The organism is Amycolatopsis sp. NPDC005232, from assembly GCF_040607795.1.
GTDB lineage: Bacteria > Actinomycetota > Actinomycetes > Mycobacteriales > Pseudonocardiaceae > Amycolatopsis.
Window position 1 is genome coordinate 174,630 of sequence record NZ_JBEXHL010000018.1, and the last position, 19,006, is coordinate 193,635.

The 19,006-nt window shown below is 69.5% G+C and carries 15 protein-coding genes, 4 tRNA genes and 2 pseudogenes; 10 read left to right on the forward strand and 11 right to left on the reverse strand.

All coding sequences use genetic code 11. The features are described from left to right. Positions 1–123: 123 nt before the first annotated feature. Positions 124–1,701, reverse strand: coding sequence for a sugar transferase (locus ABZU76_RS31170; RefSeq protein WP_354875741.1), 1,578 nt, complete (start codon positions 1,699–1,701; stop codon positions 124–126). 995 nt (positions 1,702–2,696) lie between these two features. Further along, positions 2,697–2,771: transfer RNA gene (locus tag ABZU76_RS31175), tRNA-Val, on the reverse strand. 385 nt (positions 2,772–3,156) lie between these two features. Between ABZU76_RS31175 and ABZU76_RS31180 the strand changes: the two genes are divergently transcribed. From ABZU76_RS31180 to ABZU76_RS31195, 4 genes are all read left to right on the forward strand, one after another. Then, on the forward strand, positions 3,157–3,582 hold the full coding sequence (locus ABZU76_RS31180; RefSeq protein ID WP_005159130.1) for an SsgA family sporulation/cell division regulator: 426 nt from the start codon (positions 3,157–3,159) through the stop codon (positions 3,580–3,582). A 127-nt stretch (positions 3,583–3,709) separates the two neighbouring features. After that, a tRNA-Gly gene (locus ABZU76_RS31185) sits at positions 3,710–3,782 on the forward strand. A gap of 26 nt (positions 3,783–3,808) precedes the next feature. After that, a tRNA-Cys gene (locus ABZU76_RS31190) sits at positions 3,809–3,879 on the forward strand. 1 nt (position 3,880) lies between these two features. Then, positions 3,881–3,955, forward strand: a tRNA-Val gene (locus ABZU76_RS31195). A gap of 49 nt (positions 3,956–4,004) precedes the next feature. Here the strand turns inward: ABZU76_RS31195 and ABZU76_RS31200 are convergent. Further along, positions 4,005–4,247, reverse strand: a complete 243-nt coding sequence (locus ABZU76_RS31200; protein WP_354875685.1) for a hypothetical protein — start codon at positions 4,245–4,247, stop codon at positions 4,005–4,007. Positions 4,248–4,790: 543 nt separating this feature from the next. Between ABZU76_RS31200 and ABZU76_RS31205 the strand changes: the two genes are divergently transcribed. Both ABZU76_RS31205 and ABZU76_RS31210 read left to right on the forward strand, forming a co-directional pair. Continuing rightward, positions 4,791–4,904 (forward strand): histone-like nucleoid-structuring protein Lsr2, encoded by a 114-nt coding sequence (locus ABZU76_RS31205; protein ID WP_354875687.1) that lies wholly within the window; start codon positions 4,791–4,793, stop codon positions 4,902–4,904. A gap of 523 nt (positions 4,905–5,427) precedes the next feature. Continuing rightward, positions 5,428–8,670, forward strand: a complete 3,243-nt coding sequence (locus tag ABZU76_RS31210; RefSeq protein ID WP_354875689.1) for a TIM-barrel domain-containing protein — start codon at positions 5,428–5,430, stop codon at positions 8,668–8,670. A 189-nt stretch (positions 8,671–8,859) separates the two neighbouring features. Here ABZU76_RS31210 and ABZU76_RS31215 read toward each other — a convergent pair whose 3' ends face one another. After that, positions 8,860–9,324 (reverse strand): asparagine synthase-related protein, encoded by a 465-nt coding sequence (locus ABZU76_RS31215; protein WP_354875691.1) that lies wholly within the window; start codon positions 9,322–9,324, stop codon positions 8,860–8,862. Between the two features lie 164 nt (positions 9,325–9,488). Further along, positions 9,489–10,370: an SDR family oxidoreductase gene (locus tag ABZU76_RS31220; RefSeq protein WP_354875693.1), complete on the reverse strand. Its 882-nt coding sequence runs from the start codon at positions 10,368–10,370 to the stop codon at positions 9,489–9,491. Positions 10,371–10,478: 108 nt separating this feature from the next. Here ABZU76_RS31220 and ABZU76_RS31225 point away from each other — a divergent pair, with 108 nt between their 5' ends. Continuing rightward, a complete protein-coding gene (locus ABZU76_RS31225; protein ID WP_354875695.1) occupies positions 10,479–11,075 on the forward strand; it encodes a helix-turn-helix domain-containing protein in 597 nt (198 codons plus the stop codon). Between the two features lie 278 nt (positions 11,076–11,353). On the opposite strand, the gene ABZU76_RS31230 is transcribed toward ABZU76_RS31225, so the two are convergent. After that, positions 11,354–12,172 (reverse strand): SAM-dependent methyltransferase, encoded by an 819-nt coding sequence (locus tag ABZU76_RS31230; RefSeq protein ID WP_354875697.1) that lies wholly within the window; start codon positions 12,170–12,172, stop codon positions 11,354–11,356. Positions 12,173–12,478: 306 nt separating this feature from the next. On the opposite strand from ABZU76_RS31230, the gene ABZU76_RS31235 reads away from it, so the two are divergent. Next, positions 12,479–12,622: a hypothetical protein gene (locus ABZU76_RS31235; RefSeq protein ID WP_354875699.1), complete on the forward strand. Its 144-nt coding sequence runs from the start codon at positions 12,479–12,481 to the stop codon at positions 12,620–12,622. A gap of 18 nt (positions 12,623–12,640) precedes the next feature. Here the strand turns inward: ABZU76_RS31235 and ABZU76_RS31240 are convergent, their stop codons facing one another. The 5 genes and pseudogenes from ABZU76_RS31240 to ABZU76_RS31260 all read right to left on the reverse strand — a co-directional run bounded on the left by ABZU76_RS31240 (position 12,641) and on the right by ABZU76_RS31260 (position 16,616). Beyond that, a complete protein-coding gene (locus ABZU76_RS31240) occupies positions 12,641–13,834 on the reverse strand; it encodes an FAD-dependent monooxygenase (RefSeq protein WP_354875701.1) in 1,194 nt (397 codons plus the stop codon). A 148-nt stretch (positions 13,835–13,982) separates the two neighbouring features. Further along, positions 13,983–14,097: pseudogene (locus ABZU76_RS31245) on the reverse strand (integrase); the annotation flags it as partial. A gap of 32 nt (positions 14,098–14,129) precedes the next feature. Beyond that, positions 14,130–14,681 (reverse strand): hypothetical protein, encoded by a 552-nt coding sequence (locus ABZU76_RS31250; protein WP_354875703.1) that lies wholly within the window; start codon positions 14,679–14,681, stop codon positions 14,130–14,132. A 79-nt stretch (positions 14,682–14,760) separates the two neighbouring features. Beyond that, positions 14,761–15,447 (reverse strand): response regulator transcription factor, encoded by a 687-nt coding sequence (locus ABZU76_RS31255; protein ID WP_354875705.1) that lies wholly within the window; start codon positions 15,445–15,447, stop codon positions 14,761–14,763. After that, entirely contained in the window at positions 15,444–16,616 is a 1,173-nt protein-coding gene (locus ABZU76_RS31260) for a sensor histidine kinase (RefSeq protein ID WP_354875707.1), read from the reverse strand. Before ABZU76_RS31260 ends, ABZU76_RS31255 begins: the two co-directional genes overlap by 4 nt. Positions 16,617–16,764: 148 nt before the next feature. On the opposite strand from ABZU76_RS31260, the gene ABZU76_RS31265 reads away from it, so the two are divergent. Both ABZU76_RS31265 and ABZU76_RS31270 read left to right on the forward strand, forming a co-directional pair. After that, on the forward strand, positions 16,765–18,366 hold the full coding sequence (locus ABZU76_RS31265; RefSeq protein WP_354875709.1) for a carboxylesterase/lipase family protein: 1,602 nt from the start codon (positions 16,765–16,767) through the stop codon (positions 18,364–18,366). Positions 18,367–18,768: 402 nt separating this feature from the next. Then, positions 18,769–18,880: pseudogene (locus tag ABZU76_RS31270) on the forward strand (IS481 family transposase); the annotation flags it as partial. Positions 18,881–19,006: the final 126 nt, after the last annotated feature.

Sequence of the window (19,006 nt, forward strand, 5' to 3'; positions counted from 1 at the left end):
CCGCGGGCGCCTCACGCGTGTCGGCGCTAACCGGGGCGGCCCTCCCGGGCTCGTCTCCCCGCACCACGGAAGCGGCCGCCGACCGGGTGGTCGGCGGCCGCTTCGACGGACCTCGTCGGGCGCTCAGTAGGCGCCGTCCCCACCGACGACAGCCCGGAAGGTCTTCCACATGATCACCAGGTCCAGCGCGAGCGACCAGTCCTCGACGTAGCGCAGGTCGAGCCGGATGCTGTCGGCCCAGGACAGGTCGCTGCGGCCGCTGACCTGCCACAGGCCGGTGAGGCCCGGCTTCACGAGCAGCCGGCGGCGGGCGTCGGGCGCGTACTGCCGCGTCTCCTCCGGCAGCGGCGGGCGCGGGCCGACGAGCGACATGCGTCCCGCGAGCACGTTGAACAGCTGGGGCAGCTCGTCGAGCGAGTAGCGGCGCAGCAGCCCGCCGACGCGGGTCACGCGCGGGTCGCGCTTCATCTTGAACAGCGGCCCGGCGCCTTCGTTGTCGGCCTCGAGGTTCTGGCGGATCTTGTCGGCGTTCGGGACCATTGTGCGGAACTTCAGCATCGTGAAGTTCTTGCCGTCCTTGCCGACGCGGCGCTGCCGGTAGATCACCGGGCCGCGGTCGCCGAGCTTCACGGCGAGCGCGATCGCCAGCAGCAGCGGGGAGAACAGCGTCAGGAGGAACGCCGCGCCACAGCGGTCGACGACCTCCTTGACGAGCCGCCGGCCACCGGTGAACCGCGGCGCCGTGACCCGCAGCAGCGGCATGCCGAGCACACCCGAGACGTTGAGCCGCGGTCCCGCGACCTCCATCAGCACCGGCGCCACGACCAGCTCCGCGGCGGTGCCTTCGAGGTCCCACGCGAGGCGCTGCAACCGCTTCGGTGTCCAGTACTGGTCCGCGGTGATGGCGACGACGCGGTAGCCGCCGCGGCGCACGTGCCGGGAGAGTTCCTCGAGCCGGCCCACCACGGGCACGCCGTCGATCTCGCCGCTGCCGCGGTCCGTGCCGCCGTCGACCGTGCAGACCGCTTCCACGCGCCAGCCGACGTGCGCCTCGGTCTTCGTGCGGGCGATGAGGTCGGCCACCGTCCCGGGGCTGCCGGCCGCCATCACGGGCAGCAGGCACAGGCCGCGGCGGCGCTTGCGGTGCAGGACCTGGCGCAGCAGGTAGCGCTGGGGGAAGGCGAACAGCGCGATCACGGGCACCACGATGAACACCCACGGCTGCACGTCGAGCGCGCGGAAGAGCAGGCCGCCGAGCGCAACCAGCACGGCGGCGGTGATGAGGCCGCGGCCGAGCGTCCGGTACTCCTCGGGTCCTTCGCCGAGCACGCGCGGGCTCCACGCGCGGCTGACCGGCAGCGCGCACAGCACCGCCAGGGCAGTGCCGAACGCGTGCATGTCCTGCGGTGCCACGCGGTCGATCACGAAGGCGCTGACGCCGATCACCACGAAGGCGGCGACGATGTCACTGGCGATGACCCAGGCGCGGTAACGCTTCTCCCACGAAGCGGGATGCGATTTGGCCGTGGTCGACTCGACGGGCGCGGGCCGGGTCGCGTTCGAGGCCCGCGCGGCCGTCGCGGTCTTCACCCTCCCGGCACCGGCGGGTGCGGGAATCTCGGGGATCTCCGGCATCGCCTGGAGGTCGATGTGCGGCGGCGGTTCGCTGACCGTGGACGTGGGCCGCACCGACTCTTCCATCAGACCTCCCAGGAGCATGGTTCGAAGGTCTCCGCCGGCACGCTGCGTGAACGAGTTTGATCTCGGAGCGTGATCAAGACCCGTACCCGATTCAGCCACCAAAGGAGCGACACACGCCAAGGTATCGGCGGCTATCCGGGACTCGTTACAAGGATTTCCAGCCACATCCTGCGGCTCTTTCACGCAAATGAATGGCTTGAAGATAACGGGATGATGACGATGAGTAATAAGTGGCAACCTACCGATAACTACGGAATGTAGTCAATCTTCCACCATCGTCGGCGCCGTGACCGGGGCGTCCCGGCCATCGAGATGATCCACTGTGGACACTCCGGTCCGGACGCGTCCACTGTGGATTTTCCCGGAGTTCCGGCGGATCGGGCCGCGCCGGGGGTGACATTCTGCCTCACGGTGTCACGGCGTCGGGTTTTCGTCACACGCGAAGTCTCGGCCAGGCCCCATACTCCCCCGGGGTCCGCGCGCCGGCGCGTCGATCACGCCGTGCTCCCACCGCGGGATCGCCTCGTTCACCCGTCTTGCCGAACCGCGCCCGCCGGCGCGCGAGGTCGTTGGGGCGCCTCGGAAGCCCGGCAGATTCACCGGAACGGCCGCGCCCCGGACGGAAACCTTCGAACGTCGGCTGACTGCGCGGCCGGCCCGCGGCCGGAGCGGCGGCGAACTGCGTGCGGCCGTTCGGGTGGTCCGAACACCGACGTGATCGAGAAAGTGCTCAGGATCACATTCTCGGCGCAGGCTCGAGTCCGCGTGCCACAAAAACACCGCGAGCCGTACGGCGAAGGTCATTTGTCCGCGTGCGACCTGCAAATTGCAGGTCAGGAACCTGTGCCGAGACCGTTGTGGAGCTGTGATCGACCGGATCGGACCGGGTCTCCCGACCGCCGGGCCGAGTCGCGCCACCGCGAGGTGCTGACCTGCGAAGATTCTTGCGCGGAAAACACTCGAGGCCCCGGATCGTGGGATCCGGGGCCTCGATGTGGTGGGCGATACTGGGATCGAACCAGTGACCTCTTCGGTGTGAACGAAGCGCTCTCCCCCTGAGCTAATCGCCCGCTCGTGGAGTGAGGACAACTCTACAACACGACTTTCGAGGGCCTGCAAACGGGTGGTTGGCGGCGAACACCCTGCGTCTACCAGCGAATACGGAGCGAACAACCCCGAGCTAGCCGGGGTTGTGCCGCGGTGGGGCCGCTCGCGCCCGGCTTCGTCATCCGTGCGACGGTGCTATCGCGCGACGGTCGAACCGCGCAGTATGTACGTGTGGTTGCCCAGCGGGCGCCCGCGGAGGGCTGCGCGGCGCGGGCGACGAAGGACGGAACGGTACTGCCGACCACGGACGGGTGATCTCCAGCGAACCCGCGACGGAATCGGCTTTCCGGAGCGTCTCATCGTCGTCCTCGGTCGTCCGGGCCGGGAAGGGAGACGAAGGGTAGGACGATGCGCAACGATCACGTGACGCTCCGCTCGACGGCGGTCTTCGACCTGCTGGCGCCGCGAACCCCGGCGGTTCCGGTCAAGGTTGAACTGCGCTACGACACTCGCGACCCCTACGCGGTTGTCGCCGCCTTCCGCACCGGCCGCGCGGGCTGGGTCGAGTGGGTCTACGCCCGCGACCTCCTCGCCGACGGCCTCCTCGCCGACGCCGGCGACGGCGACGTGCGGATCCGCCCCTCCGTCGAAGACCCCGAGTCCGTGCTCATCGAGCTCAACTCACCCTCCGGGCACGCCATGTTCGAGGCCTCCGCCCAGGAGCTCGCCGACTTCCTCGACCGCACGTACGACGTGGTGCTCCCCGGCAACGAACACCTGTGGGTCGACGTCGACGACGCCCTGACCCACCTCATCCCCAACGATCTCGCCTGATCACAGCCCCGCAACCGGGAGATGGCCCCCCGGTGACGGGGCGGTTTTCGGGGTCCGATATGGTTCTCACACACCACGGCGACGGGGTGCCGGGCCACAGGCCGGGCATTCGGGACCCGCGGAGAGTGCGGACGTAGCGCAGCTGGTAGCGCATCACCTTGCCAAGGTGAGGGTCGCGGGTTCGAATCCCGTCGTCCGCTCGAAAGGCTCTTTCGAGGCCTTGCACGGTGGAGTGGCCGAGAGGCGAGGCAACGGCCTGCAAAGCCGTGTACACGGGTTCGAATCCCGTCTCCACCTCGCGCGATTAGCTCAGCGGGAGAGCGCTTCCCTGACACGGAAGAGGTCACTGGTTCAATCCCAGTATCGCGCACCAGCTGAAACCGCAGGTCAGAAGCCCTGTCCCTCCCCGGAGGGGCGGGGCTTCAGTCGTCGGACGGCGATGATCCGGCGATGGCCCCAGACCCGGGCCCGATCGCCCGTCGAGACCGCAAGTGCGGGAACCACGACACCAGCTTCGCCCGCTCCCCCGGATACAACGAACCCAGCGACCGCAGCCACCGCTCGTCCAACGCGTCCACGATCCCGTTCACCATCTCCGGGGTCGCATGGTCGTGGACCCGCGCGACGCCCTTCATCTTCTGGCCCAGCCGGGCGCGCCGCGCCACCTCCGGGATCCCGTCCTCTGTCAGCCATGTGGCGTGCGTGTGCCGACCTTCCGGCCGCCCTTGTAGACCTTCCCGCCAATCTCCTTCAGCGGCGTCCGAATCTCGATGCCCCGCCGCTCGGAGTCGTACTCATGCCGCTATTGCCCGACAAGTTCACCCCATCGGGCCCCGGAGTAGAAGTCCATCAGACAGAGAACGAATCCCGACACTCCCAGCCCCATCTCGTAGAGCCGCATCGCAGCCCGCAGCGCCTGAGTCGGCGACGCCACCAACCGCTCGGTCTCGAACTCACCACCGGTCACGCGGACACCGCTAACGGGTTCGCCGGGATCATCTGCGCACGCTCGATTTCCATCACGCGCTCCAACGTAATTCTTGGTCACTACTCAATTCCTTTTCGGGGAAGTGTTCGCCGCAGCACACAACTATCCATGCCGACGAACCTGGAAGCCGTCAATAGCACCTCGAAAGAAACTCAAAGAACCCGCCCGAAGACATACCGGCAGTCCATGTGATCCGACAACTCAACGAAGGGCGACACAGATGACCAAGAAGATCGCGATCGAGATTTCCGACGACACCGACGGATCCCCAGCCGACCAAACCGTCCCCTTTGGACTCGACGGCGTGTCCTACGAGGTTGACCTCCAACGCTAACGCCGGCGCGCTGCGGGCTGCACTGCAGCCGTACGTGACGGTCGCTCACCGCACTCGCACGTTCCGTCGTCGACGCATACCACACATCAAACAAGACCAGCAGCTCGAGGAACTCGCCAAAAATTCGAACCCGATCAGAGAAAGAACAACGATCCACTCGCAGCAAATAACACTCAACGAACAGAGCAGCGCAGACTTGATTGAAACTGAAGAAGAGAGGTGCGTCGATAATTCACGAAAAACAATACGAGACAGACGAGTCATCATGGTCCTCCACTGGTAGCGTTTCAGCATCGAACACGTCTTCTTTGAAACCTCTGACTCCGGCAATCCGCTCGCTTGGAGACAAGTTGCGACCGACTTTCTCGACTCCTCGCAACCGGCTGCGGCCAGGCCCATAACGCGTCGGCGACCGACATCACCTGGGTGCAGGACAGATCACCGGACAGTCTTGTGCCCGCGTCTTCATCCTTGATCGTTCGCGAAGTAGCGTCGCCGAGGGTCTGTCCAGGGGAGGCATGTGGTGGCGACATCGGTCCGACGACGACTTCTGGTGCGGGTGCTGGCCGCCGTGTGCCTCGCGGGCACCCTCGTGTCGACGGGGGTTTCCGCCGGTGCGACACCGGTTTCCGCACCGGCCGGGCAAACCGTCACCGCCGGGCAGGCGAGGTTCGAGGTCCTGTCGCCGACGCTCATCCGGACGGAGTACGCGGGTGACTCCGCCTTCGTCGACGCCGGCACGTTCAACGCGGTCGGCCGCGGCAGTTTCGCCAGAACCCCCTACACCGCAACGAAGCGAGACGGTTGGCTGACCATCCGGACCAGCGCCGTCCAGCTGCGCTACAAGCTCGGCTCAGGCGCGTTCTCCGACGACAACCTCACCGTCGGGCTACGCACCGGCGGCCAGGACGTCACGGCCCGTCCCTGGGCGGGCAAACTGACCCCGGCCTGCGCGTTCGGCACCCTGTGCGAGGCCGAGAATCTGCAGCTGTCCGGGCCGGGCGTCGCCAGCGACCACCACGGCTACACCGGCGACGGCTTCGCCGCGGGCTTCGCCAACGCAGGCGACGACCTGGCGTTCCGCACGACCGCCCCGGCGGCCGGCGATTACCAGCTGGATCTGCGGTACGCCAACGGATCCGGCGGCGACGGGCAGCACACCACCCGCACGCTCACGATCCTCGTGGACGGCGGTGACCCGCACCCGGTGTCGCTGCCGCCCACCACCGACTGGGACACCTGGACGCTCGCCACCGTGCCCGTGACGCTGCCCGCGGGCGAGCACCAGGTGACCGTCGAGCGCGGCGCCACCGACTCGGGCAACGTCAACATCGACAGCCTCGCCGTGGTCACGACGGGCGCGTCGTACCCGCAGCCCGTCCCGCCCGCACCCACACCCTGTGCCTTCGGCGCCCTCTGCGAAGCCGAGCAGGGCGCACTGGCCGGCGGCGCGCACGCGGCGAGCGACCACGACGGCTACTCCGGCAAGGGCTTCCTCGCCGGGATGGAGCGCGCGGGCGCGTCCGGCGCGCTCGAGGTGACCGGCGTGCCCGCGAACGGCTCGTATGACCTGCAGCTGCGCTACGCCGACGCGACCGCTGTCTCCGGCCAGACCCAACCCACCAGTTTGTCCCTCCAGGTGGGCGACACCGCACCGACCAGCCTCACGCTGCCCGCGACGAGCAGCTGGAACTCGTGGCGGACCACGGCCGTCCCGGTCAAGCTCGCGGCCGGCACCAACACCTTGACGCTCGGCTGCCCCGACTCGACGAACTGCCACCTCAACATCGACACCATCGCGGTCACCCGGCCCCACTCGGCGCTGCTCGCGCCGCACGCGGCGTTGGGCGGCTACCGGCGCGGGCTCGACGGCGTGGACGGCACCGCCGTCACCAGCCCGGGAATCCTCTACCAGGACGGCTGGTCGCTGCTCGACGACACCGCCTCGGCGCTGTACGACCCGCGTACCAAGGTCGTCACGCAGCGCCCCGCGCACAGTGGCAAGGCCTACCAGGACGGGTACGTCTTCGCCTACGGCCAGGACTACGCCGGCGGGCTGCGTGAGCTGTCCCAGCTGACCGGGCCTTCGCTGCTGCTGCCACGCTGGTCGTACGGCGTCTGGTACTCCGAGTACTACGACCGCACGGCCGGGGACTTCGAGCAGACGATCCTGCCGAAGTTCCGGTCGCAGAACGTGCCGCTGGACATGCTCGTGGTCGACACCGACTTCAAGACGCCGAACAAGTGGAACGGCTGGGAGATCGACCCGGCCCGCTTCCCAGACCCGGCGGCGTTCTTCCAGTGGGCGCACGACGAGGGCCTGCACACCGCGCTGAACGTCCACCCGAGCATCCTCGCCTCCGACCCCCAGTTCCCCGCCGCCCAGGCAACGGCCAAGGGCAAGCTCAAGCCCGGCAGCTGCGGCGGTGGCGGCACCGACTGTTACGTGTTCGACTTCGGCGACCCGGACCAGCTGCGGGCCTACTTCGACCTGCATCGGCCGATGGAGCAGCAGGGCAACGACCTCTGGTGGCTCGACTGGTGCTGCGACGGATCGAGCTCCGCCCTCGCCGGCGTCACCCCGGACTCGTGGATCAACCAGCAGTACGCCGACGACGCGGCGAAGACCGTCGGCCGCGGGTTCGCGTTCTCCCGCGCATACGGTTCGCTGCAGGCCGGTGGCTACAGCTCGCCCACCGCAGTGCCCACGGGGCCCTGGGCCGACAAGCGCAGCACTCTGCACTTCACCGGTGACACCGTTTCCGACTGGGCCACGCTGGGCTTCGAGGTCGGCTACACGCCTGGCGAGTCCGCGGCGACCGGCCTGGCTTCGGTGAGCCACGACATCGGCGGCCACACCGGGGGCCTGCAGGAACCGGGGAGCGAGCCGGGCAGCACGAAGCTGCCGGACGACCTGTACGCGCGCTGGGTGCAGTTCGGCACGTTCCAGCCGGTCGATCGCCTGCACTCCAACCACAGCGACCGGTTGCCGTGGCAGTACGGTGCCGCCGCGGACGCGTCGGCGACGAAGTTCCTGAACCTGCGCGAGGACCTCGTGCCGTACACGTACACGCTCGCGCAGCAGGCCACCGCGACGGGACTGCCCATCGTGCGGCCGCTGTACCTGCAGTACCCCGGGCAGCAGGAGGCCTACGCCCAGGCAGGCGGGGAGTACCTGTACGGGCCGGACGTGCTGGTGGCGCCGGTGACCAGTCCGGGGACCACCGCCACCACGAGCGTGTGGTTCCCGCCCGGCAGCGACTGGACGGACTACTTCACGGGCAAGACCTACCACGGCGGGACCACGGCGCAGATCACCACGGGCTGGGACACGATGCCGGTGTTCCTGCGCTCGGGCGGCATCATGGTCACCCGCAGCGGCGACGTCCCCGGCGACGCGGGCCACCCGCTGACCGCCGCGACGGTCACCGTGGCCGGCGGCCACCGGGGCGCGTTCACCCTCTACGAGGACGACGGGCAGTCGGCCTCGGCGAAGGGCGCCACCACCGGCATGACCTACACCGAGGACGCCCGCTCGGCGGCACTCGCGATCGACGCCCCACACGGGTCGTACCGCGGGCGCCCGACGCAGCGCACCTGGACCGTCCGGTTCACCGACGCCAAGGCACCGTCGGCGGTGCTCATCAACGGTCACCGCAGCCCGGAGAACACGTGGACCTGGGACCCGGCGACGAAGACCGTGACCGTGCGGACGCCGGCGCAGCCGGTCACGCGGCCGCTCACTGTGCGGTTGCTGAACTCGTAGCCGGGTGTGCCCGGTGCCGCCTCCTCGTTGCCGGGCATCCCGTCGAGTGGTGATGATGGTGCGCCGGCCTGGTCACGAAAGGACAGTCCCGCGCCGCGGATCCGCCGCTCGCCCAGGTGCCTTCGACGAGGCCGCGCGGTGGGAGTCTGCCGGTGAAGACGTTCTTCCACCGGCAGACCCGCACCACCCCTACACCCGCCGGCTGCTGCTCGCGGCGCCGGTGTCCGACCCTGACCGGTAGGCACAGCGCCGGGTCCGTTCGAAGTGCTCGGTGCCCAAGTGGGCAGCGACCCGTCGCGCGGCGGCGAGGTCGGCGGATTCCGCAGTGCCGACGGAGAAGGTGCGCAGCCGGTGTCCGCGCTCGCGGCACCACCGGGCGGCGATGGCCGCGGCTGCGAGCGTGGTCGCCGCCGAGCTCGTCCTCGTTGGCGCGCCCTTCGCCACAGCCACACCGGCAAGAGTCACCCGGGATGTTCGGGTTTCCTGACGGCACCGCCGCCCCACCAACACTGTCACCTTCAGCAACCAATGCATCACCGTGAACCAAACCCAGCACGCCGTCGGGAGCCGAACCTTCTCGGACTGGGGCTCAGCCGAGAAGGGCGGCGGCGAACCCGGCGGCGGCGAACACGTGCCGCGCTCGTCGCCGGACATGGGACAGCAGTTTGGCGGTGACGGAATTCCAGCAGTAGTTTGCTGGCGACCCGAATCCCGAAATGGCGCGTTTAGGGCAGTGACGCGGCGCGGAGCGTGCCTGAGGCGCAAGTCGTGACGCTGGTGTGGAGGAGTGTCAGACTGTCGGCTCCGGTTGCGGGTCGTCAGGCGAAGTAGTGCCCTTCTTCGATGTCGTCGATGAGGCCGGGGTGCATCGGTGTCCACCCGAGCAGTTGCTGGGTGATCGTGCTCGAGGCGGGCATGTCGGTGCCCAGGAGTGCTCCGAGGGGCATGCCGAACTCCTCGGCGGGGCGGGACTGCGCGGGCACGCCGACGCCGCGCGCGATCGCCTCGGCGATGTCGCGGAAGGCGACTCCCTCGTCGCCCACGGCGTGCAGGACCGATCCTGCGGGGGCCTTCTCGATCGCGAGCCGATAGAGGGCCGCGGCGTCCTTGACGTGCACGGCGGGCCAGCGGTTCGTCCCGTCGCCCACGTACGCGGAGACTCCGGTTGTCCTTGCCCGGGCGGTGAGCTGGGGGATGAAGCCGTGCTGCTCGCCCTTGCCATGTGCGGATCGCGGGATCATGACAAGGCTCACGCGGACTCCGCGATCGGCTGCGACGAGGGCGGCCTGCATGTTCTTGATGCGCGCGGCGATGGGCCCCTCTGGCACCAGCTCGTCGTGCTCGGTGGCGGCTCGACCCGGCACGGTGATGGTCGCGCCGGTGACGAGCAGCGGCTTGTCGGTGCCTTTCAGTGCGCTTGTGAACGTGTCGATGGCGGCGGCATCGGCCGGGGCGCCGCCGATCTGCCCGAGTTCGTGGGCGTAGGCGAGGTGGATGACGCCGTCACTCTCTTCCGCCGCATCTCGGAGGGTGTTGAGGTCGTCGAGGCCACCACGGCGGGCTTCGGCGCCCAACTGCTCGATCGCGGCGGTGGCGGTGTCGGAACGGGCGAGGCCGATGACCTCGTGACCGGCGTCGATGAGTTCGGGGACGACTGAGGAGCCGATCCAACCGGAGGCGCCGGTGACGAAGATGCGCATGTGATGCTCCCTGCAAGTGATGCGACTGTGTCGCATCGAAGCTAGTTGATGCGACTCAGTCGCGTCAAGAGAGTGATGCGATGCTGTCGCATCGGTTATCGTGTGAGCATGAGCAGATGGGCGCCGGATGCGCGTGAGCGACTGGAGGATGCCGCGCTCGAGCTGTTCTCCGCTCAGGGGTACGAGAACACGACGGTGGCGCAGATCGCCGAACGTGCCGGCCTGAATCGCGCGACCTTCTTCCGGCACTTCGCCGACAAGCGCGAGATCCTCTTCGGCCGAGAGGACGAGCTCGCCATCCTGTTCTCCGACGCGATCCGCTCCGCACCGGCGGATGCCGACGTGCCCGCCTGTCTCCTGTCCGCTTTGCACGCGGCGGACGCGAGGATGACAGCTGATCAGCGCCCCAGAGCCATTCAGCGGCGCCGGATTGCCGACGCGAACATGGACGTGCAGGAGCGTGGGCTGCTGAAGATCGCACGGACCACGACCGCGGCAGCCGACGCGCTCACAGGCCGCGGCGTCGATGAGCTGACCGCGCGCCTCGCCGCCGAGATGCTGATCCTCGCATTCAGCGCCGGCCTCCGCGAATGGATCAACGCCGGCGATCATGCGGACCCGTTCTCGTCACACGCCGCGGCAGCCCTCGAAGCGATCCGCGACCGCGCCGGACTGCTTCGAGACTCGACCACCGCGAAGACGTGAACCTGCTCCTGGACACAGCCTCAGACCAGTGGGGAGCACACAGGTTTCCGACACTTCCGAACGACAAGCACGGAACCTGTTACCTTGCTGGGCCATCCACCCCGTGGGTCGAAGGCGGCGAGTTCGGTGGGCCGCCCACGCCGACCAAGATCTCAGACAGACCCTCAGATCTGCCACCACTTCGTGCACCATCCGCCTGAGCCCCCGACGGCAGTTGGATGGGGCTCAGGCGGATGGGGCAACGCGGTCACGTATCTGCCGCCGCGCCAGCTGCTCGGTTAGGGTTTGCGGCCCACGGCTGCGAGCAGGCAGTGATCGGAGAGTTTGAGTGGCTGCACGCGGGGGCCCCCGGGCCACCAGTCGGCCGGCTGTACCAGGCCAGGTTTGAGCAGCTCGAGTCCGGCGAGCATGGTGTCGATCTCGGCGCGGGTACGGAAGTGGATCCGCCCTGAGGAGGCGCCTTGGTACACGCGCTCGATGTTACGGGCGACGACGCTGTACTCGTCGTCTTCGGGATCGAAGGCGTGGCTGAACACCAGATACGATCCTGACGGCAGGGCGTCGAGGTAGTCACGCAGCACGGCGGCCGGGTCGTCGGCGCAGAAGTGCAGGCTCATCGAGTGGATCAGTGCGATGGGTTTGTCCCAGTCGAGCTCGCCGCGCACGGTCTGATCGGCCAGCAGCCTCGTGGGCTGGAAGATATCGCCGCTGACGAAGTGGGTTTGCAGGTTGTCGGCCAGAAGCGCCCGGCCGTGGGCGAGCACCACTGGATCGTTGTCGACGTAGACCACGCGTGCGTCGGGGTTGGACCGTTGTGCGACCTCATGGACGTTCTCGGCGGTGGGTAGCCCGGAACCGCAGTCGAGGAACTGGTCGATGCCGATGTCGCGGGCCAGGAAGCGCACGGCGCGGATCAGAAATTCTCGAGCGACGATGGCCAGTTCGGTCACCTCGGGCGCCACGGCTTGTACCTTGCGCAGCATTTCCCGGTCGACCTCGTAGTTGTCTTTGCCGCCCAAGCCCGCGTCGTAGATCCGGGCGGTGCTCGGCACGGTCGGATCGATAACCGTCGCCAGGTTGTCGTCGCGCTCGCTCATGACCATCAAAGTACCGCTATGCGGTTGCGCCGCGACTTTGACCGAGTGCCCACCGTAATGAGGGACCCGGGTGTCGTCCGCGCACGTTGCCCGACATCGTCCTGGACTACGTCGATGTCGCGGCGCTGCGCTGGGCCTTCGCCATCACTGCGGTCACCTCGCCGGACGTTTCCTTCGCGAGCCGCCGCGCCAGGCGTTTGGCGTACACGGCGGGCGCGCTGGAGTCGCGTGTGCGGATTCCGCAGCACACCTGCAGGCTTAACCGGACTGACGTGCCGCCGGCGAACGGATCCGCATTGGGCTCACGTGGCCAATTCGGTGCACGGGGAGGATCAGGCGGTGGATGGCGACCGCGTAAACTTTCGGCTGCTCGTCGAATCGTCGCAGACCACCAACATGAAACTGAACGACGTCGCCACCTGGCTCGTCGGCCACCGCCGCGGGCTGTGAAAGCCGCGCCGGGCCGCGTCAGACCGAATTCCTGGCGTCCGGCACCCCGGCGTAGTCGGGCAGCTCGATGCCGTTGAGCGCGCGCTCCACCAGCGCCATGAGTGCCTCCATGTCGGGCTCCGGGGCCGGCTCCGCGTCCGGCCCGGGGACGTCGCGGCTGCGCGCGTGCAACCGGCCGATCTCCTGGTTGGCCTCGACGAACGAGCGCATCCGCCCCTCGTAGCCGGCGAACCCGGCCTTCGGGTCCCACCCGGCCGCGGACAGCTCTCCGGCCAGGAGGTAGGCCCCGACCAGGGCCAGCCCGGTGCCCTGCCCGGACAGCGGCGACGAGCTGAACGCCGCGTCCCCGAGAAGCCCCACCCGGCCGCTGGACCAGCGGTCCATCACCACCTGGGCGACCTGGTCGAGGTAGAAGTCCGGAGTGTCGTCCAGGTGCGCGAGGATACGCGGGGTCAACCAGCCGAAGCCGGCCATCCGCTCGCGCAGCAGGCGCTTCTGGGCCTCGATGTCGCGGTAGTCGACGTCGAAGTCGGCCATGGAAAAGAAGAGCATGGCCATCGCCCGGGTGGCGTCCGGAAGGGGCCGCAGGCCGGCGGAGCGCCCGGGCTCCTGGTGGTCGATCACCCAGCGATCCACCCCGAACTCGTTGGGCACGCTGTAGAAAGCCAGCACCTGCCCGAGGTGGCGGACGAACCGCTCGCGCGGCCCGAATACCATCTCTCGCACCGCCGAGTGCAGCCCGTCTGCACCGACCACCAGGTCGAAGCGCCGCCGGTCGCCGCCCGCGAAGACCACGTCGACGCCGTCCGCGTCCTGCGTGAGCTCGACGATCCGGTCGCCGAAGACGTACTCGACACCGTCGCGAGTGTCGTCGTACAGCACTTGGGACAGGTCTCCGCGCAGGATCTCGATCTCCGAGATGTACCCGTCGCCGCCGTCGTCGTCCGCGCTGTGGGTCTCCAGCACATTCCCGTCGGCGTCCACGGTGTACGCGCCGGCCGTCTCGGTGCGGGCCGCGCGCACCGCCGCGTCCAGCCCCATCCGCCGGATGACCTCCCTGGTCACCCCGCGCGCGTCCACCGCCTGCCCGCCGGGACGCAGCTCGGGGGCCCGCTCCACCACGGTCACCTCCGCGCCCCGCCGGCGCAGCCAATGGGCCAGCGCCGGCCCCGCGATGCTCGCCCCCGCCACCAACACCCTGACACCGCTCACCGTGCCCCCACTCACCCGTCCGAATCTCAGTCCGGATTGTACGGTCGCCTGTGGCTCCGGCCGGCGATTTCGGCTCGAAGCCCGTGAGTTTTCCCTGAGCCCGCCCGTGCCTGGATTCGATGCTTCACGACAAGCCGCGGCAAAATAGGGCCAGCACCGGGATCTTCTGCCCCAACCGCGCCCGTCGCGCGACCTCAGGGATTCCCGTCCTCGGTCGGCCACGTGCTGTGCGTGTGCCAGCCCTCATGGAAGGTGAACGTCGGTGCAGCATCGCTTCCTGACCCGCTCTCATCGGCTATCCGGACCGCGAGTCGACGGCATTCGAACGGAACCTCCCCGGCCCGTGCCGACCGGATGTCGGGGCGCGCCATGGTTTGTACACGCCGAGCGCCGCTGCGGCGAGGTACAGCGCGCAAGCGACGGCCGGAGCGATGACGAGTGTCGGGCCCGGCGCGTACAGCGTCGCGAACAAGGGCCCGGGATCGGCGCCGGGCGCGGTCGACGCCACGGCCTGGGCCGCGCGAGGGCGCAAGGCGAACCAGGCCAAGGGGAGAGCGACGACGCTGGCCACCAGTTTCACCGTGGCCCAGCGATCACGCCGGAAACGCCACGGCCCCGCACGCATCAGGAGCAGGCCGGAGCCGATCGAGGCGAGGCTCAGGGGCACCAGGAGGGTGTCGAGCAGCAGCACCACCACGAGGTATGACGCGTGCCGTTCGGCAGGGTCGGCTGCCGCGTGCACGCCGAGAGCCAGCAGCACGAGGTCCAGTCCCAGCCAGCTCATCGAGGACACGAGGTGAGTGAGGAGCGCGATCCGCCGGGTTCTCCGGCTGAGTGTGGGGGCCATGCCACGAGGGTGCGGAACCGGTTGGCCCCAGCGCGTCGGCGCGGAGGAGCATTTCCCGATACTCCCCCGGGAGCACCGGTCACTCGCCGATCCAGCCGGGGCGGACCAACCCGGTCTCGTACGCGAGTACGACCAGTCCCGCCCGGTCTCGCACCGAGAGTTTGCCCATGATGCGGGAGACGTGGGTTTTCGCGGTCAGCGGGCTGACGAACAGCCGAGCGCCGATGTCCGCATTGGACAGTCCCGCTCCGGCAAGGGCCAGGACTTGGCGTTCCCGTTCGGTCAGCGCGGCGATCTCCGCTGCGGCCGCCGGAGCCGGCTTCGTCCGCGCGGCGTACTCGGCGATCAGCCTGCGGGTGACGCCGGGGGCGAGCAGGGCGTCCCCGGCCGCGGCGGCGCGGACGCCCCGCACGAGCTCGTCGGGTTCGCTGTTCTTCACCAGGAATCCGGCCGCGCCCCGCCTCAGCGCTTCGAACACGTACTCGTCGAGGTCGAACGTGGTGAGCATGACGACGCGGGTCCCGCCGCACGTCGGGTCGGCGGCTATGCGCGCGGTCGCGGCCAGTCCGTCGAGACCGGGCATGCGGATGTCCATCAGGACGACGTCGGGCCGCAACTCCCGCACGAGGGCGAGAGCGGTTTCGCCGTCGTCGGCTTCGCCCACCACGACGAGGTCCGGGCGGGTCTCCAGGAGCACTCGGATACCCGCGCGCACCAGTGCCTGGTCATCGGCGAGGACGACCCGGATCGGGCCCGGCGCGGTCACGGGGCCCCGCCGATCGGCAGGACGGCGGCCACCCGGTAACCGCCGCCGGGTACCGGCCCGGTCGTGAGCATCCCGCCGAAAGCAGTGGCGCGTTCCCGCATCCCGGGCAGCCCGTTGCCGCCTCCGGCCGTCCGGCTGCGTGGACGTCCGCCGCCGTCGTCGGTCACAGTCAGCTCCAGCCGTCCTTCGGTGCAGGCCACGCGAAGCCCGACAGTCGCGCCCGCGCCGGCGTGCCGGATCGCGTTGGTGACCGCTTCTTGCGCGATCCGGTATGCGGCCTGGTCAACCGGAGCAGGCAGGACCGGTAGCGGGCCCGCGGTGTCAGTCGTGACGCGCAGCCCCGCCGCGCGCGCTCCGTCGAGCAGTTCGGCGAGGTCGCCGGGCTGGGAAAGCCGAGGGCTCGGACGGTACGGAGCGGCCCCGCCACCGGGCGAGCGGAGTGCGTCCAGTGCTGCGCGCAGCTCCCCGAGCGCGGAGTTGCCTGCGTCCTTGATCGCCGTAAGCGCCTGCTCGACGGCTCGCGAATCACGCGGGAGCAGAGTGAGCCCGGCGTTGGCCTGAACCGTGATCAGGGCCAGCTGGTGAGCGAGAACGTCGTGCAGATCGCGCGCGATCCGCAGGCGTTCGTCCCCGGCGCGACGCAATTCCTGCTCCTGGCGGGTCCGCGCCGCACCCGCCAGTTCGGCCTCCCGGGCGCGCCGCGCCTGCCGTCGCACCCGGACGAGTTCCGCGGCAACGGCCAGCACGAGGAACCACGCCGCCAAACCGCCCCCCGACGCCACGCTCGGCGGGTCCCAGCCCGGCACCGGAACGAACACGGCCAGCACATACCCGGCGACGAGAACCGCGTAGGCGACCGGCCTGCTGCCGAGCACCACCGCGGCGGCGAACGTGACGATCAGCGGCAGGAACACCGGCGCGGGGGCCACGCCCGACGCCAGATCCGCCGCATACGCAGCGAATCCGATCACCACGGCGAGCGTCGGCCGCACCCGCCACCACGCCACGGCTGCACCGGCCGCCGCGGCCGTCACGCACCCCACGGCCCACGGCCCGCTTTGAAACGCGGCCGCCACTCCCGCCGCAGCCGCGGCGAACGCCAAGCCGAGCAGCGGGTTACCGCTGCCCGGCAGACGGCGGTGCCCGGCGATTCCACGGCGAGGTGCCATCCGGCCATCGTCCGCGCGTCGCCGCGCTGACGCGTCCGCCTGGAAGCGCATTTCCCGCTACGCCCCTGGACGTACTCCCGGGGGAGCAGCCGGAGATACGCCTGTGACGCGACGCGGACCAGCCGCGGATCACCGCATGATGCCCGCCATGACCCCTTTTCGAAGGATGTTCCGCGCAGGTCTCGGGGTAACCGCGGCAGCAGCGCTGCTCGCCTGCCTGCCCGCCTCGGCCTCGGGCGAGGCGGCCGGGCCCGATCTCGTGCAGGTCCACGACGGACAGCTGCGCGGTGTCGTCGCCGGCGAACATCGGACGTTCGCCGGGATTCCGTACGCCGCGCCCCCGGTGGGCGACCGGCGATGGCGTGCGCCTGCACCGGTCCCGCACTGGCACGGGGTCCGGGCGGCCACCGCCCCGGGCAACCGCTGCCCGCAACCCGGATCCGATCCGGCAGGCGGGCCGACAGTCATCGGCGACGAGGACTGCCTGTATCTGAACGTCACGACGCCCGTCATGTCCGGGAACCCGCGCCTGCCCGTCCTCGTCTGGCTTCCCGGCGGCGGATTCGTCAACGGCGCGGGCAGCGACTACGACCCGTCCCGGCTGGCCATCACCGGCGACGTTGTGGTCGTCACCGTGAACTACCGGCTCGGAGCGCTGGGATTCCTCGACGAACCCGCGCTCCACGACACCTGGGCGGGCAATTACGGGCTCGCCGACCAGCAAGCCGCATTGCGGTGGGTCCGGGAGAACATCCAGGCCTTCGGCGGTGACGCCCACAACGTCACGCTCGCCGGCCAGTCCGCGGGTGCGTTCAGCGTCTGCGCCCAGCTCGCCGCGCCGGCAGCACACGGGCTGTTCGACAAGGCGATCGTGCAGAGCGGACCGTGCGGCAACAGCTTCGTGGCCCAGCCGGACGCACAACGACGCGGCGAGCGCACCGCGGCGCGCCTCGGCTGTGCCGCACCCGCCGACGTCGCGGCCTGCCTGCGCGCGATTCCCGCAGCCGACCTGGTCGGGCTGGACACCGACGACGCCTTCCGTGCGACCAACCGGCTCCGCGACATGCCCTGGAGCCCCGTAGCCGGCAGCCCGGCACTCCCCCGGCAGCCGCTCGACGCACTCCGCGACGGCTTCGCCGCGGGCACTCCGATCATCCAAGGCACCAACCGCGACGAAATGGGCCCGTTCGTCGCGCTCGACAACGACGCCCGCGGAACACCCGTGACCTCCGCCGGCTACGCGGCCGCGCTGCTGGAGCTCTTCGGCCCCGACACTGACCGGGTGCTCGCGGAGTACCCTGCTGACCGGTTCCCGACGCCCGGAATCGCGCTGGCCACCGCGCTGACCGACCGAGGAGCAAAACTCGGCGCGTGCCCGGCGGCCCTCGCCGATCAGGCAGCCGCCCGGTACGCGCCCGTCTACGCCTACGAATTCGCACAGGACGACGGACAGCACATTCTGGACTTCCCCATGGGCGCCGCGCACGGCGCCGAACTGCCCTACCTGTTCGACGGAACTTTCGCCGGACCGCCCTCCACCCCACCGAACGCCGGGCAAATCTCCTTGTCCCACCAGCTGATCGGGTACTGGGCCGCCTTCGCCAGAACCGGCGACCCCAACGCCGACGGCGCCCCGCGGTGGCCGCGCTACCAGCCGACCACCATGCCGTCCATCACCGCCGCCGGCACCCAGCAGATCGACTTCGCGACCGAACACCACTGCCGGTTCTGGCAGACCGTCCGCCGGTAGCGCTCGCACCATCCGAGGAGACGAGAGAATGTTTCCCGACTCGGTACCAGATCACAAAAAAGGTGAGGCAGAAGCTACCGGCGGGCGATCAGCGCGCGGCGTCACGATGGACGCCGCGCCGTTTTGCCCCAGCAGAGCGGGAAGGGGCGAGAGAGATCAGGAAGAAGACCAGCCGATGCTCGCCAAGCCCAATGGCGGCCGGCTCCCCGTCGGCTCGAAGTGAGCCCACGAGCACAAACTCGACGGCTACGGCCGCCGCCCCGGCACGATCAGCCACCCACTGATCAAACGATCTGCCGAGCCTGGCGTGGCAGCCACCATGGCCGCCGCTCGAACTACACAATCCACAATGGACCGTAGGTGCTGGCCCGCATCAGTATCCCGCCACTGGCGACACTCAGCCCCCTGATCGGCGACATGATCCGGGCCGGCAAGACCACAGCGGTGCGCTACGAACGGGACCGACCTGGCGAGCCGGCCCCGCATGGACGTCAAGAAGACCGGCCGCATTCCCGCGACGGCGGCGGCACTCGAACACTACGGCGTACAGGTGCCCTCACTACGGCGCTGTACGCGCGCAGCAGAGGAGTGAGGAGGGCCTCGACAGGGCTGCCCAGACTTCGGTTGTCATCTGGGGCAC

Coding starts and splice junctions, on each gene's coding strand:
- ABZU76_RS31225 (WP_354875695.1), top strand. CDS start 10,479: ATGAGCAGATGGGCGCCGGATGCGCGTGAGCGACTGGAGGATGCCGCG.
- ABZU76_RS31265 (WP_354875709.1), top strand. CDS start 16,765: ATGACCCCTTTTCGAAGGATGTTCCGCGCAGGTCTCGGGGTAACCGCG.
- ABZU76_RS31170 (WP_354875741.1), bottom strand. CDS start 1,701: ATGGAAGAGTCGGTGCGGCCCACGTCCACGGTCAGCGAACCGCCGCCG.
- ABZU76_RS31215 (WP_354875691.1), bottom strand. CDS start 9,324: ATGTCCGGCGACGAGCGCGGCACGTGTTCGCCGCCGCCGGGTTCGCCG.
- ABZU76_RS31220 (WP_354875693.1), bottom strand. CDS start 10,370: ATGCGCATCTTCGTCACCGGCGCCTCCGGTTGGATCGGCTCCTCAGTC.
- ABZU76_RS31260 (WP_354875707.1), bottom strand. CDS start 16,616: ATGGCACCTCGCCGTGGAATCGCCGGGCACCGCCGTCTGCCGGGCAGC.
- ABZU76_RS31205 (WP_354875687.1), top strand. CDS start 4,791: ATGACCAAGAAGATCGCGATCGAGATTTCCGACGACACCGACGGATCC.
- ABZU76_RS31180 (WP_005159130.1), top strand. CDS start 3,157: ATGCGCAACGATCACGTGACGCTCCGCTCGACGGCGGTCTTCGACCTG.
- ABZU76_RS31230 (WP_354875697.1), bottom strand. CDS start 12,172: ATGAGCGAGCGCGACGACAACCTGGCGACGGTTATCGATCCGACCGTG.
- ABZU76_RS31250 (WP_354875703.1), bottom strand. CDS start 14,681: ATGGCCCCCACACTCAGCCGGAGAACCCGGCGGATCGCGCTCCTCACT.